Source organism: Phytopseudomonas seleniipraecipitans, assembly GCF_900102335.1.
In the GTDB taxonomy this organism is placed as follows: domain Bacteria; phylum Pseudomonadota; class Gammaproteobacteria; order Pseudomonadales; family Pseudomonadaceae; genus Aquipseudomonas; species Aquipseudomonas seleniipraecipitans.
Map to the genome: position 1 here is coordinate 244620 of NZ_FNBM01000005.1, position 13425 is coordinate 258044.

A 13425-nucleotide genomic window follows, 5' to 3' on the forward strand; every position below is an offset into this window, starting at 1 on the left:
CTTCCGGCTGGTGAGCAGCCCTGCTGCAGGCGGGCGCGGTGTTATCGTCTCGTGGCGAGCCACTTGCCCACGTCGAGGCTGAAGCGCTCGCCGCTGCGAGGGCTGACGCTTTTGCGGTAGCCAGCCACCCACTCTTCGCGGTGCTGCTCGGTCAGCCATCCGATGTCTTCGGCATATCGCAGGATGTGCTGCAAATTGCGTCGGCGCTTCCAGGGTGCCAGCGCATTGCGCTCAAGCTTCATGTCCGACAGGTCGATCAGGCCGAAGCAGCCATCTGGTAGTAGCAGCACGTTGCCCAGGTGCAGCGAGCGAAAGTAAACGCCGGACTCATGCAGTTCGCCAAGAAAGGTCCCGAAGCGCATCACGTCCCGCGAGCGTTCCTCGGGTGTTGACTTGCGCAGGTGATTGCGCAGGGTATCGCCAGGCAGTGGTTGATAACGTACCGCACTGAGGCGGCGCTCGTTGATTATCAACACCTCCAGTACGGTCGGTGCGGTGATGCCCAGACGTAACAGGCCATTGGCATTGTCTGCAAACCGCTGCGCAGGCAGATCCCAGAGGTCGGAAGATAGCAGTCGCTTGCGCCGATAGAGCTTTAGAAACTCACCGCCCTGGAGTTGCGCGACCTTGATGCCCAAACCGTCTTCTTCGATGGTTTTGGCGTTGTCGAGCAGGGTGTCCAATTGAGCGGGTTCTATGCGCTTCATGCTTGTGACTGCCTATGCCGAATGGAAAGAGCGCACAGCAGCGCCAGAGGTATCCAGATCAGAAACCAGCTTTCATTGGGGCGCGAGAGGTAATTGCCACCCTCTGTCAGGCCGGCACACAGCCCGTAGATCAATAGCGCCGATGCGATCTGGAACTGTGGCTTGGCACGCAGGCGCAAGCAGCGCAAAAGCGCAAAGGCATACATGACGGCCCATAAACCAAGGCCGATCAGCCCAAGTTCGAGAAGCACGGCGAGTTCGACGTTGTGTGGATCATGCAACAGATAACCAATCTCGGGAATGTTGAACTCGAACTTGCTCTCGTAGCCAGCGCCAAGCCAGAGGTGCTCGCCCGCCTGGCGCACCGCATCGCTCCAGAGTTCCGGACGATATGATGTGCCGCGCTGCAGCAGTATTTCAGGAAAGGCCAGGTATACCGTGCCGGCACCGACCAGCAAGGCGCCGACCAGAACCATGGCGCGCTTTCCGCTCAGCAGCAGCATCCAGGCGCTGGTCAGGGCCAGGCCCATCAATGGCGTTCTCGAGCCTGTGGCGAGCAGCGCTGCCAGAAGAGGCAGCGTCATCAGTATTGGCAACCAGTCATGACGTTCGCTGCGTGATAGCCATGCGGCCACCCAGTACGTGCACAAGAAGCCCAGTACGTGAGATGTCAGCAATGGATTGCGCAATGCCCCGCTACCGATCAGGCGCTCACCTGGGGCAGCATGCTGCAGGAACCAAACGACATTGATTAGCGCCGCGAGGGCGCCCAGCGCTGCACCAATACGCAACGTTTTCATCAGCAACGATTCGCTTTTTAGCGCTATGAGGGCGCAGCCTGCGAACAGCATGAATACATAGAGAGGACGCTTGGCCAAGCTGCTGAAGCCGTCTTCGGCCTGGGTCCATCCCATGCTGATCAGCAACCAGGCACTCAGGGCCAGAAAACTCAATAACACCGGCTCATGCAGGATAGGCTTGATTTGTTGGGGCGCCAGTACGAGCCCAAGCAAGGCCGGCGCCGCGAACAGTGCGTAATAGACTTTTGTATAAAGGCTCCCGTCACCAACCCAGAACATGCCCGTGATTAAAACCAGATACCCGGTTACGAGCCAGCGGCCAGCAATGAAATCATGTATTCGGGGGCGTAAGGGATTCGGCTGTGAGTTCGATACCTGCACTAGAGGGTCCAGTGTGTTTATAAAAAAGGGCGCTATCTTAATGCATCCCCGCACAACTGCCAGCGAATGCCGTGCTAGTCTTGCCGGCTTTTTGGCCGGTACAGGCTTGGGTGCATGGGAGATCCGCCTTGCGGCAGATCAACTGCGTTGCTCAACGAGTAGTTTTCAAGCCAACCTGCCCGGCAGGCTAATGCACGATTTGTTTAATCGCGCCGTTCAATAACACCCCAGGCAGGATGCTTGATGTTCAATCCCATACAGCGTTGGCGTGAACGCGGTTGGCGCTCAATCAGCGCCCAATGTTACAGCGAGACCTGGTCGCGCCTGGGCGGAAGCGTTGCTACCCATCCTCAAATTGTCTCGCGGCTTTCCGCGTTGGCCCAGATTCCCGTGCGGTATCTCGGCTGGCCGCTGGACGGCGAGCTGCAGGCTGCTGTTCCTGTATGGGGTGCGACGCTAGCCCTGTCCCGCGACGTGCTCAAGCGCGCGGGACAGCGTGATTTGTTCGATCTCGGCAATGCCGAAGTGATCCTGCCGGTTGCCCAGGGTGCCATGGCGCCGGTACGGCAGCGCATGCGTTACGTTTCGGCGCTTCAAGAAACGAGCATCTCGACGCTGCGCAAGCAGCCCGAGGCGCTGGCAATCGCTCGGCAGCCCGAGGAGTACAGCAAGAAGTTTCGTTACAACCAGCGCCGCGAGTTGCGGATGCTGGAAGAGGCGGGCGGGCAGATATTGCCGGTTTCGCAGTTGTCGGCAGATGAGCTGGCGGCCATCTATACCGAGTTGTTCGAAAGTCGCTGGGGCTTCGCTGTGCCAGGAAAAGGACACCTTGCCGAAGTTTTCGAGGCGCTGCGTGACTTTCTATGGGGAAGTTATCTGCTACTCGACGGCAAGCCTGTTGCCGTTCAGGTTCTGTACAGGGTCGAGTCGCCAGAATGGATCAGCATCGAATACATCAATGGTGGAGTCGACCCTGCGTCCCGTGATTTCAGTCCGGGCAGCGTGCTCAGCTTCATCAACACGCAGTCGGCGTGGGAAGAGGCACGTTTGAAGGGAAAAGCATTACGCTATTCATTCGGCCGTGCCGATGTTGAATACAAGGATCGTTGGTGCAATCGCCAACCTGTTTTTCGAGTGTAAAGTGAATGGAAGCACGCAAGCAGCAGTTGGTACGTCGACATCGACGTAACAAGCGCATTCTCATGGTCGTGGCGTTGCCAATTCTGGTGGCCCTTGACTGGTTCGGTTCGTGGGGCACCGCGCCGGTTGTCCTGCTCCTGGCATGGATTGCCCACGAAGCCTGGTTTTCCGACCATCTGTTCTATTCGCCTAAAGATGACTATCACTACGACTTTCCAGCAGACAGCCTGAGCCTCTCGGTACGGATCGGGCGCGACGGAGTTGTGTCTCCCGCCACGGCTTCATTGCCTGGCACTGCAGATACCCTGATGTTGGCCGTGCATATTCGCAGTAGCTGGCTGGGACGTTGGCTCGACCCGAATGTGCTGGTTGGAGAGGGCGTGCATCGCGATCGCCAGGATTTCGAAAGGAGTGTGAACGGGGTGCGATTCGTCAACCTGTCCGGTTGCCTGGATTCGCTTCGCGATGGTCGTCTTAGAGTGCGAGGCCGTTTCTGCAGGTTATCCAGCGAGGCCACCCTGCATTGCTTCAGCAACCCCGATTACGCCGGGCGCCGGGTGATGGTCATCGCGCCACACGCCGACGATGCCGAGTTAGCCGCGTTTGGTCTTTACAGCCGCTGTATAGAGGCGTCCATCGTGACCCTCACGCAGGGGGAAATCGAGGCGAAGTTCTATCGGCGTCTCGGGCTGAGCGATACGGCGGCTGCGCGCTTGAAAGGGCGCTTACGCAGTTGGAGCAGTCATACCGTGCCGCTCTGGGGCGGTGTGCCGCCCAGCCACTGCGTCCAGTTGGGGTACTACTGCATGCAACTGACGAAGATGGAAGGCGAGCCTTGTATGCCGTTTGCTTCAAGGGAGTCCGGTGACTCCGACATCCGTAGCGTAAGGCGCTTCAATCCATTCAAGTTGCCCGGTGATGTCGATGGGTTACCCACCTGGAGCAACCTGGTGGCCGATATGGCTGCTTTGCTGAAGCATTTCCGGCCCGAGGTCGTGGTGCTGCCCCATCCGCAGCTGGATCCGCATCCTGACCATATTCAGTCCAGTCGGCTCCTGCATCAGGCTATCGAGCTCAGTGGGTGGCGTCCGGATGTGCAACTGCTGTACGCCAATCACCTTGTCGACAACGACCGTTGGCCAATGGGCCCTGCTGGCAATGGAGTGGCATTGCCTCCCTGTATCGAGGCGTTGCCTGCCGACATGCTGTGGAGCCCGCTGCTTGACGACCAGGTGCTGGTCGACAAGAGTCAGGCGCTGGCGATGCAGCACGATCTGCAAGCGCCGCTACCCTTCAAGAAGCGTTTGCGCCGCTTCATTCAGTGGTGTCTGGCCGCTCGCCGCTGGCCTTTAGAGGGGGAGGATGAATTCTTCCGCAAGGCGGTACGGCGGCACGAGCTTTTTTGGGTACGGCCTCTGGAACGCGACGTATCGCAGTAGCAGCCTGGCATCTCGGTGGCTGTGGCCGATATGCTATTCTCGCCGCCGATTTTGAAATTCCGGAGTTTCAGCATGAAGTTATCCATGCCCCGTTTCGATCAGGCCCCCGTTCTCGTGGTGGGCGATGTCATGCTTGATCGTTATTGGCACGGCGCTACCTCGCGTATCTCGCCTGAGGCTCCGGTGCCTGTGGTCAAGGTCGAGCAGATCGAGGATCGCCCGGGTGGCGCGGCCAACGTTGCGCTGAATATCGCGGCGCTTGGCGCACCGGTGGTGTTGGTGGGGGTTACCGGCCAGGACGAGGCTGCAAAAAGCCTGTATGAGAGCCTGGAGGCAATTGGCGTCAAGACCCATTTCCAGCGCATCGAGAGCCAGCCGACCATCGTCAAGCTGCGGGTGATGAGCCGTCATCATCAGTTGCTGCGTATGGACTTCGAGGAAGCGTTTCACACTGATGCCGACGCGCTGGCGCGCCAGGTCGAGCAGTTGCTGGATCAGGTCAAGGTGCTGGTGTTGTCGGACTACGGCAAGGGCGCGCTGCAGAATCACCAGGCGTTGATTCAAGCCGCCAGGGCGCGTGGCATTCCGGTGCTGGCCGATCCGAAAGGCAAGGATTTCTCCATCTACCGCGGTGCCAGCCTGATCACACCGAATCTCAGCGAGTTCGAGCTAATCGTCGGGCATTGCGAGGACGAAGCCGAGCTGGTCAACCGTGGCGCCAGCCTGATGCGCGAGCTTGATCTTGGCGCTTTGCTGGTCACCCGTGGCGAGCATGGCATGACCTTGCTGCGACCTGATCATGCCCCCCTGCATTTGCCAGCCCGGGCGCGCGAGGTGTTCGACGTGACAGGTGCTGGGGATACGGTGATCTCGACGTTGGCAGCGGCCATTGCTGCGGGCGAGGACTTGCCGCAGGCCGTGGCATTGGCCAACCTCGCTGCCGGTATTGTTGTTGGCAAACTGGGTACAGCAGCCATCAGCACGCCTGAGCTGCGCCGCGCCGTGCAGCGCGAGGAAGGTTCCGAGCGTGGCGTGTTGAGCCTGGAACAGTTGCTACAGGCAACAGAAGATGCCCGCGCGCACGGTGAGAAGATCGTGTTCACCAATGGCTGTTTCGACATTCTGCATGCCGGCCATGTCAGCTACCTTGAGCAGGCCCGCGCTCAGGGAGACCGCTTGGTGGTTGCGATCAATGATGACGCCTCCGTCAGCCGCCTCAAGGGGCCGGGGCGACCGATCAATGCAGTCGATCGACGCATGGCGGTGCTGGCCGGTCTGGGCGCCGTGGATTGGGTGGTGAGCTTCAGTGAAGACACGCCCGAGCGCCTGCTCAAGCAGGTTCAGCCTGATGTGTTGGTCAAGGGTGGCGACTATGGCGTCAATCAGGTAGTCGGCGCCGATATCGTGTTGGCCTATGGCGGCGATGTGCGGGTGTTGGGACTGGTCGAGAACAGCTCGACCACTGCCATCGTCGAGAAGATCCGCAGCCGCTAAGCACAGCAACCCCGCCCTTCGGCGGGGTTGTTCTTTCTAGTCTCCTGCGCTCATGTATGTCGCTGGCTTAGACTGCTGCGGCGGTTTCAAGGCGCACGCTGGGCGGCTCTGCGGTGCCAACTCGGCCAGCAGCAGAGCCGGATTTTTGCGCCTTCGGCGTGAGATTCTGCAATGTCAGCCAGTCTTTCCAGCGAATCCGCTCATCACGTACCAGCCATCCTTCTTGAGCAGCGAAGCTCTCTGCCAGCCATAAACCGCGAGTACTAGCCGGCACCAATTGGCCACTGCGAAGGGTCAGCAGCTCTGCGGTTGGGCGACCCTGCTCCAGGGGAATCAAGTAGAGGTCTGGACGGCTGTGGTCCAGGCGGGCGATCAGCTTGCCGTTCTCCAGGTACTCGTCCACGTGCAGCAAGCTCGGCAGTTTGGCTTCCTTGGGCAAATCCAGCTGCAGGTCGTAGACCAGTTGCAGTGAGGCTGTCGGTACGTGCACGTAAGCACGTGGACGTTCGAGCAGGGTCCGGTTACCGCATTGCACCGGGCGTGCAGCGCCAGACAATGGGCTAAGCCGGAAATGCACGCCGTCGCGGTATTTGAGCGCGCCCTCGTAAGGGGCTGGCAGCCAGGTGTCGCCGAAGCGGCCGTGCAGCCAGCCTTCGCTGGTTTCCAGCAGGCACTCTTCGGCCACCTCCTGGATAGCGGTCATCAACGGCAAGTTGAGTTCGTGGGCCGGCACGTAGCCAGAAATCAGCTTGAGCACCACGTCACCACGGTCGAGACGTCGCTGACGCACCAGCAACCAGTACTCGCGGCCTTGCCAGTTCAGGGTCAGGCGCACCGAGACGCCGAGGTTGGCCAGCTCCACCGCGAAGCGCTGGCTGTCATTCAGCTCAACCGGTTTGCGCCGTTCGAGCATCTCGCTGAAGTTCAGCGGGCGGCCCAGGCTCTGGTAGGCGATGGCGTCGGGCGAGGCCTCGACGAACAACGGCAGTGTCTTGAACGTGGCAGGGTCTTTGCGGGAAATAATGCGCGGCATGTCGGCTCCTTCTTGCGTCGGGGTCGGCCGCATAAGCGGCATTAACGGCGTGCAGCGCACGCCAGTCCATCACTCTCCTTGTGCTGTGTTACCGATAGTCGTGCCCATGATGACTTCCGCCGCCATGGCGACGTTGTGCGCCAGGTGCAGTGGATTGATAGTGCCGACGATGGCACTGCCCACGCCAGGATGAGCAAAAATCAGTTCAAAGCTTGCTCGTACCGGATCAACGCCGCTTTCCAGGCAGATGTGGCCGCTGGCCAGGGCTTTTTTGATCAGGATGCCTTTGGCGTGACGGGCAGCATAGTCCAATACTGGTAGCTCCTGCTGCTCGCCAAGGTTGTAGGTCACCATCGCGCAGTCGCCATGCTCGAGGGCCTGCAGGCCACCTTCGACGGTCTTTCCGGAAAAGCCAAAACCGCGAACAAGCCCGGCCTGCTTGAGCTCGGCGAGGGTTTCGTAGACCGCTTCATCGCGCAGGATCGACAGGTCATCACCATTGGAGTGCACCAGAACCAGGTCGATGTAGTCCGTTTCCAGACGTTTCAGGCTGCGCTCCACCGAGCGGCGGGTATGCGCCTTGGAGAAGTCGAAGTGCGACAGGCCGTTGTCGAACTCCTCACCGACCTTGCTGACAATCACCCAGTCCTGACGCTGGCCGCGCAGCAGCGGGCCGAGGCGCTGTTCGCTGATGCCGTAGGCGGGCGCGGTGTCGAGCAGGTTGATGCCCAGTTCGCGGGCCAGATCCAGCAGGCGGCGCGCTTCATGATCATCGGGAATGGTGAAGCCGTTGGGGTATTTGACCCCCTGATCACGACCGAGCTTGACGGTGCCCAGCCCCAGCGGTGAGACAAGCAGGCCGGTCGAGCCGAGTGGGCGGTGCAGCGCGTGCAGGTCGTGCATCAGAATGAGGTCTCCCAGGGGGTGCGGCCGATGACGGGGCGCGGCAGGTCGGGCGGCGCGTCGTGATCGGCAGGGCGGATGCCGTCGCGTTCGAGGCTGTTCAGCACCCGATCTGCAAAATCCGGTGCCAGGGCTAGCTTGGTCGGCCAGCCAACCAGCAGCGGGCCCTGATCGCTGAGAAATGCGTTGTCCGGGCGAACCAGGCCGCTTTGTGCCGGCTCGGCGCGCTCCACCCGCAAGGTGGCAAACTTCGCGCTGGAGAGGTCGACCCAGGGCAAAAGCTGGCCGAGTTCCTTACGCGCCGCGTCGATCTGCGCCGCTTCGTCGCGCGCCACGCCATCCGCTTCGGCCAAGTCACCGCCCAGGTACCAGACCCACTCACCATCAGCACTCGGATGGCTGGTGACGGTGATCCGCGGCTTGGGCCCGCCGCCCAGGCAGTGGGCATACAGCGGTTTCAGGGTCGGACCCTTGACCATCACCATATGCAGCGGGCGCAATTGCTGGCCGGGTTGCGCGACGTTAAGGCTGGTCAGCAGATCGGCATTGCCACGGCCGGCGCTGAGCACGATGCGCTGGGCACGGATGTCTCGGCCATCGACGCGCAGGCCAACCAGTTGCCCGTTTTCGTGCAGGGGCTGGATATCGTCAGCAGCGAGCAGGCTGTCGCCGGCAAGCTCGGCCAGGCGTGCGATCAGGCTCGGTACGTCCACCACCAGCTCTGCCAGGCGGTAGACCTTGCCCTTGAATTTCGGATGCTGCAGCGCAGGCGGCAATTGCTCGCCCTTGACCTGATCAACACGGCCGCGCACTGCCTTGCTGGCGAAAAAACTGGTGAGGTTGCCGGCCAGGGTGCCGGGCGACCACAGGTAATGCGCGTCGGACAGCAGGCGCACGCTCGAAAGGTCCAACTCACCATCGCCATCAAGGGCTTCGCGCCAGCGCCGCGGCATATCGGCGATGGCTTCGGAGGCGCCGCTCAGCGCGCCATGCAGGGCATATTTGGCGCCGCCGTGGATGATTCCCTGCGACTTGACGCTCTGCCCGCCGCCGAGGCTTTCCCGTTCCACCAGCAATGTGGCGTAGCCCTTGGCCCGCAGGCGCGCGTTCAACCAGAGGCCGGCGACACCGCCGCCGACGATCAGGACGTCTGTGCTCAGAGCTTGGGACATGCGGGCGCCTCGTCAGAAAAACAGGTGCGCAGTATAACCCGTCGCGTTCAGTGGCCGGTGACCCGGGAGAACAGCTGAATCACCACCACGCCGCTGACGATCAAGCCCATGCCCAGTACTGCCGGCAGATCCGGCTTCTGGTCATAGACGAACATCGCCGCGATGCTCACCAGCACGATGCCCAGCCCCGCCCAGATGGCATAGGCAATGCCCACCGGGATAGTGCGCACCACCAGAATCAGCATCCAGAAGGCGATACTGTAGCCAACGATCACCAGCAACAGCGGCAAGGGTTTGTTGAAGCCATCAACGGCCTTCATGGACGTAGTCGCCACCACTTCGGCGGCGATGGCCAAGGCGAGATAGAGATAACCATTCATCGGCAGCACTCCTCTTGATAGGCGATCGATTCTACCCGCCCATCTTGTTAGGTAAACTCATTGCCTATCTGATCTGGAGATGGGTTATGCGCTGGGGTCTCGAGCAGCTTGAGGTATTTGTCGCTGTAGCGGATGGCCGTTCGTTCTCGGCCGTGGCGCGACGCTTCGGCCGTGTGCAGTCCGCGGTCAGCAACGCCGTGGCAGCGCTGGAAGATGATCTCGGGGTGCGCCTGTTCGAGCGCAGCAGCGGTCGTCAGCCGCGGCTGACGGAGGCCGGTCAGGCATTGCTTGAGGAGGCGCGCGAGCTGCTGCGTCAGTCCGAGCGGTTGGAGGGCCGTGCGCTCGGGCTGTCGCGAGGCGAGGAAGTGTGTTTGCGCCTGGCGCAGGACGAGGCGCTGCCGATGCCGCCAGTGCTCGACAGCCTGGAGGCGCTGGCCCAGGCATTCCCTCGCGTCGAGGTGCAGATGACCAGTGGCGGGCAAGGCGTAGTGGCGCGGCAGCTGCTGGAGCGCCGCGCCGATCTCGGCCTGCTGTTTCAGCACGAAGGTATGCCTGCAGAGCTGGAGCGCCGCCGCCTGGGCATGGTTGATATGGTCATGGTCTGCGGGGCCGGTCATCCGCTGGCAGCGGTACGCTCCGTTGGCCGCCGTCAGTTGGCCCAGCACCGGCAGCTATTGATCACGCTGCAGGATAGCCACTACCCCGGTAACGAGCGGATCAGCCCCACGGCCTGGCGTACTGACAGCTTCTATGTGATGGCCGAGCTGTTGATGCGCAACCTGGGCTGGGCCTGCCTGCCTCGGCACGTGGCGCAGTACCCGACCTACCAGGGGCACCTGGTCGAGCTCAGCAGTGATTGGATCGCGCCGCCGCTGCCCGTGGAGCTGGTGTTTCGTCGCGATGAAGCGCTCGGCCCGGCCGCGCAATGGCTGGCCAACTATCTGGCAGAGCGCTTGCGTGTGCTGGCGCCCTGACGCGGGCCATACGGCCGGCTTGTGCTGCAGCCGCCACAGCCCCTAAGCTTCGCCGCCATGAACCGATCTCTCTATACCCTGCTGTTTCATCTCTGCCTGCCGCTTGTCGTCCTGCGCCTGGTGTGGCGTGCCTGGCGCGCGCCGGCGTATTCGCGACGGATCGGCGAACGGTTCGCGGTTGGCCTGCCGCCATTGCGTACCGGCGGCATCTGGGTGCATGCCGTCTCGGTTGGCGAAAGCATTGCGGCGGCGCCACTGGTGCGCGAGCTGCTGGCGCGTTACCCGGATCTGCCGATCACCCTGACCTGCATGACGCCCACCGGCTCCGAGCGTATCCGCGCGCTGTTTCCCGAGGCGCAATTTGCAGGTCGCGTTCAGCATTGCTACCTGCCTTATGACCTGCCCTGGGCTGCGTCGCGCTTTCTTGCGCGGGCGCAGCCCAGGCTGGCGGTCATCATGGAGACCGAGCTGTGGCCCAACTACATCCACCAGTGTGCCCGGCGGGACATTCCGGTCGCGCTGGCCAATGGGCGTTTGTCCGCGCGCTCGGCGAGGGGCTACGGGCGCTTTGCCAAATTAACGGCGCCGATGCTCGCTGAACTCAACCTGCTGGCTGTGCAGAGCCAGGCCGAGGCCGAGCGTTTCATTGCTCTGGGCGCTCGGCCCGAGACGGTCGAGGTCACCGGTTCGATCAAGTTCGACCAGCAGGTGGATGCCGGTGTGCTGGCGCGCGCTATGGCGCTACGTGAGCAGTGGCAGGCGCAGCAGCGGCCGGTGTGGATCGCTGCCAGTACCCGCGAAGGGGAAGACGCGCTGGTGATCCAGGCGCACCGGCAACTGCTCGCCACACAGCCGGATGCCCTGCTGATTCTCGTGCCGCGTCATCTGGAACGCTTCGACAGTGCCGCCACGCAGCTGCGGGAGGCGGGCCTGGCCTTTGTGCGACGCTCATCCGCTGCGGCGGTTGGCCCCGAAGTTCAAGTGCTGCTCGGCGACAGCATGGGCGAGTTGATGTTTCTGTATGCCCTGGCCGATATCGCCTTCGTTGGTGGCAGCCTGGTCGAGACCGGTGGTCACAACCCACTGGAGCCGGCGACGCTTGGGCTTCCAGTCATCATGGGGCCGCACCGTTTCAATTTTCTGGAGATTACCGCCAAGTTGCTTGAGCGCGGTGCGCTCTGCGAAGTGGCTGACGCCGAGGCGCTCGGTTCGCAGGTGGCGGCGCTGCTGGGTGAGCCGGCGCGGGCTGTGGCGATGCGTGAAGCTGGGCTGGCGGTCTTGAAGGCTAATCAAGGTGCCTTGCAGCGTCTATTGGATGGGCTGGGGCGGCTGATCGGTTAGGGCGTAGCTGCCAGCACCAACTCCCTGGGTGTCGCTGCGCTCGACTTAGGCTACGGGTTGCGGCCTGTGTGTGGGGTGAATGGCGCCTCACCCGTCCACCCTTTGCAGCGCCGGTCGCGGATTATTCTTCGCCCTGCAGTCGCGCTTCGCCGGCCTTGGCCAGGTCCGTGGGCAGGAAGTCGCGGTCCGGGGTGTAGTCCGGCTTCAGGTAGGCGCCCAGGGCTTCGAGATCGGCGGGGCTGAGGGTACCGGCAGCCTGTTTCAGGCGCAGGTTGTTGAGGATGTAGTCGTAGCGGGCGTCGTTGTAGTTGCGCACCGCACTGTACAGCTGACGCTGGGCATCGAGCACGTCGACGATGTTGCGGGTACCGACCTGATAGCCGATTTCCGTGGCTTCGAGCGCGCTCTGGTTGGAGATGATCGACTGCCGGCGCGCCTGCACGGTTTCCACGTCGGTATTCACCGCGCGATACAGGTTGCGGGTGTTCTGCACGACCTCGCGGCGCAGCCCCTCGCGGCGCTGCTCGGACTGGCTGAGGCGCTGGTAGGCCTCGCGGGCCTGGGAACTCGTCAGGCCGCCGCTGTACAGCGGAATGTTCAATTCCAGACCGATGCTGCGCTGCGATACGTCGCTGCCGTAAATCGGCTCGTTCGGCCTGCCCGAATTGGTGAAGCCCAGGCTGTCGTTGTCGCCACGCTGATAGCTGGCCACGGCGTCCAGGGTTGGCGCATGGCCGGCCTTGCGCTGGCGCAGGGTTTCCTCGGCGGCGTTGACCGCAAAGTTGCTTGCCTGCAAGTTGAGGTTCTGCGCCGCGGCGGTGTTGACCCAGGCGGTGGCGTCATTGGGCATCGGGGTAAGTATCGGCAGGCTGTGTTGAATGCCTTCGACGCTGCGGTATTCTCGGTTGGTCAGGGTGATCAGGGTTTCGAAGGCATCGTCGACCTGGCGCTGCGCGATGATGCGGTTGGCCCGCGCGGTGTCGAAACCGGCCTGGGCCTGGAGCACGTCGGTCTTGTCCGACAGGCCGACGTCGAAGCGCTCGTTGGCTTGATCCAGCTGGCGATTGAAGGCCGCTTCTTCGGCCTTGGTCGAGGCCAGGTTGTCCTGGGCGCGCAGCACCGAGAAATAGGCTTCGGCACTTTGCAGGATCAGGTTCTGTTCGGTCGCCGACAGCTCCAGCGCCGCCTGCTCGCTAACCGCCTCGGCGGCCTGTAACTGGAACCAGCGGTCGGCACGGAACAGTGGCTGGCTGAGGTTGGCCTGATACACCGTGCCGCTGCGTGACAGGGTGGCGGCCGGTTGTTCCAGCGCAGTGCGCGTGTCCTGTACCTGGGCGCCGGCACTGAGGTTTGGCAGCAGGCCGGCGCGGGCCTGGGGCACGCCTTCGCGACGGGCCTGGAAATCGGCACGGGCGGCGGCGAGATCGGCATTGTTGGCGGCGGCCTCCTGGTACACCGACATCAGGTCGGTGCGCACCGACAGCGGGGCGGGATCTGCCCAGGCCGTGGCGGTTGAGGCGGCAGTCACGGCAACGGCCAGGGAGAGTCTGCGCAGCATGTCAGCGAGTCCTAGAATAAGCAGTAGGCAGCGAGACTATGCCGGGCCATCGGGGTGGTCAAGGCGCGCTGCGCCGGCGAAGCCAACGTCACTATCCGACCTG

Annotated in this window: 12 protein-coding genes; 5 read left to right on the top strand and 7 right to left on the bottom strand. The window is 62.5% G+C overall.

Going from position 1 to position 13425, the window contains the following annotated elements:
- Window positions 1–41: 41 nt before the first annotated feature.
- Window positions 42–707, bottom strand: coding sequence for a BUD32 family EKC/KEOPS complex subunit (locus BLS60_RS13060; RefSeq protein WP_208597303.1), 666 nt, complete (start codon window positions 705–707; stop codon window positions 42–44).
- Window positions 704–1888, bottom strand: a complete 1185-nt coding sequence (locus BLS60_RS13065) for an O-antigen ligase family protein (protein WP_244153405.1) — start codon at window positions 1886–1888, stop codon at window positions 704–706. Before BLS60_RS13065 ends, BLS60_RS13060 begins: the two co-directional genes overlap by 4 nt.
- Before the next feature lie 243 nt (window positions 1889–2131).
- Here BLS60_RS13065 and BLS60_RS13070 point away from each other — a divergent pair, with 243 nt between their 5' ends.
- The 3 genes from BLS60_RS13070 to hldE all read left to right on the top strand — a co-directional run bounded on the left by BLS60_RS13070 (window position 2132) and on the right by hldE (window position 5961).
- Entirely contained in the window at window positions 2132–3028 is an 897-nt protein-coding gene (locus BLS60_RS13070) for a GNAT family N-acetyltransferase (RefSeq protein WP_092368715.1), read from the top strand.
- A gap of 5 nt (window positions 3029–3033) precedes the next feature.
- Complete coding sequence (locus BLS60_RS13075) at window positions 3034–4467, top strand: PIG-L deacetylase family protein (protein WP_092368718.1); 1434 nt, start codon at window positions 3034–3036, stop codon at window positions 4465–4467.
- A gap of 72 nt (window positions 4468–4539) precedes the next feature.
- Window positions 4540–5961 carry a bifunctional D-glycero-beta-D-manno-heptose-7-phosphate kinase/D-glycero-beta-D-manno-heptose 1-phosphate adenylyltransferase HldE gene (hldE, locus tag BLS60_RS13080; RefSeq protein WP_092368721.1) on the top strand — a complete coding sequence of 474 codons (1422 nt, stop codon included), beginning with the start codon at window positions 4540–4542 and terminating at the stop codon, window positions 5959–5961.
- A 67-nt stretch (window positions 5962–6028) separates the two neighbouring features.
- On the opposite strand, the gene BLS60_RS13085 is transcribed toward hldE, so the two are convergent.
- From BLS60_RS13085 to BLS60_RS13100, 4 genes are all read right to left on the bottom strand, one after another.
- A complete protein-coding gene (locus BLS60_RS13085) occupies window positions 6029–6994 on the bottom strand; it encodes a metal ABC transporter ATPase (RefSeq protein WP_092368724.1) in 966 nt (321 codons plus the stop codon).
- 69 nt (window positions 6995–7063) lie between these two features.
- Window positions 7064–7897 carry an aldo/keto reductase gene (locus tag BLS60_RS13090; RefSeq protein WP_092368727.1) on the bottom strand — a complete coding sequence of 278 codons (834 nt, stop codon included), beginning with the start codon at window positions 7895–7897 and terminating at the stop codon, window positions 7064–7066.
- Window positions 7897–9069: an NAD(P)/FAD-dependent oxidoreductase gene (locus BLS60_RS13095; RefSeq protein WP_092368730.1), complete on the bottom strand. Its 1173-nt coding sequence runs from the start codon at window positions 9067–9069 to the stop codon at window positions 7897–7899. Before BLS60_RS13095 ends, BLS60_RS13090 begins: the two co-directional genes overlap by 1 nt.
- Before the next feature lie 47 nt (window positions 9070–9116).
- Complete coding sequence (locus BLS60_RS13100; protein WP_070880903.1) at window positions 9117–9449, bottom strand: DMT family transporter; 333 nt, start codon at window positions 9447–9449, stop codon at window positions 9117–9119.
- Window positions 9450–9535: 86 nt separating this feature from the next.
- On the opposite strand from BLS60_RS13100, the gene BLS60_RS13105 reads away from it, so the two are divergent.
- Together BLS60_RS13105 and waaA are read left to right on the top strand one after the other, a co-directional pair.
- Window positions 9536–10423 (top strand): LysR family transcriptional regulator, encoded by an 888-nt coding sequence (locus BLS60_RS13105; protein WP_092368733.1) that lies wholly within the window; start codon window positions 9536–9538, stop codon window positions 10421–10423.
- 57 nt (window positions 10424–10480) lie between these two features.
- Window positions 10481–11764 (top strand): lipid IV(A) 3-deoxy-D-manno-octulosonic acid transferase, encoded by a 1284-nt coding sequence (gene waaA / locus BLS60_RS13110; protein WP_092368736.1) that lies wholly within the window; start codon window positions 10481–10483, stop codon window positions 11762–11764.
- A 121-nt stretch (window positions 11765–11885) separates the two neighbouring features.
- Here the strand turns inward: waaA and BLS60_RS13115 are convergent, their stop codons facing one another.
- The gene (locus BLS60_RS13115; RefSeq protein WP_092368739.1) at window positions 11886–13322 is read right to left on the bottom strand and encodes a TolC family outer membrane protein; all 1437 of its coding nucleotides are present in this window, start codon (window positions 13320–13322) and stop codon (window positions 11886–11888) included.
- Window positions 13323–13425: the final 103 nt, after the last annotated feature.

What these genes read in the sequence shown, in the direction of transcription:
- BLS60_RS13105 (WP_092368733.1), top strand. Translation starts at nt 9,536, where the DNA reads ATGCGCTGGGGTCTCGAGCAGCTTGAGGTATTTGTCGCTGTAGCGGAT.
- BLS60_RS13095 (WP_092368730.1), bottom strand. Translation starts at nt 9,069, where the DNA reads ATGTCCCAAGCTCTGAGCACAGACGTCCTGATCGTCGGCGGCGGTGTC.
- BLS60_RS13115 (WP_092368739.1), bottom strand. Translation starts at nt 13,322, where the DNA reads ATGCTGCGCAGACTCTCCCTGGCCGTTGCCGTGACTGCCGCCTCAACC.
- BLS60_RS13075 (WP_092368718.1), top strand. Translation starts at nt 3,034, where the DNA reads ATGGAAGCACGCAAGCAGCAGTTGGTACGTCGACATCGACGTAACAAG.
- BLS60_RS13100 (WP_070880903.1), bottom strand. Translation starts at nt 9,449, where the DNA reads ATGAATGGTTATCTCTATCTCGCCTTGGCCATCGCCGCCGAAGTGGTG.
- hldE (WP_092368721.1), top strand. Translation starts at nt 4,540, where the DNA reads ATGAAGTTATCCATGCCCCGTTTCGATCAGGCCCCCGTTCTCGTGGTG.
- BLS60_RS13085 (WP_092368724.1), bottom strand. Translation starts at nt 6,994, where the DNA reads ATGCCGCGCATTATTTCCCGCAAAGACCCTGCCACGTTCAAGACACTG.
- BLS60_RS13070 (WP_092368715.1), top strand. Translation starts at nt 2,132, where the DNA reads ATGTTCAATCCCATACAGCGTTGGCGTGAACGCGGTTGGCGCTCAATC.
- BLS60_RS13090 (WP_092368727.1), bottom strand. Translation starts at nt 7,897, where the DNA reads ATGCACGACCTGCACGCGCTGCACCGCCCACTCGGCTCGACCGGCCTG.
- waaA (WP_092368736.1), top strand. Translation starts at nt 10,481, where the DNA reads ATGAACCGATCTCTCTATACCCTGCTGTTTCATCTCTGCCTGCCGCTT.
- BLS60_RS13060 (WP_208597303.1), bottom strand. Translation starts at nt 707, where the DNA reads ATGAAGCGCATAGAACCCGCTCAATTGGACACCCTGCTCGACAACGCC.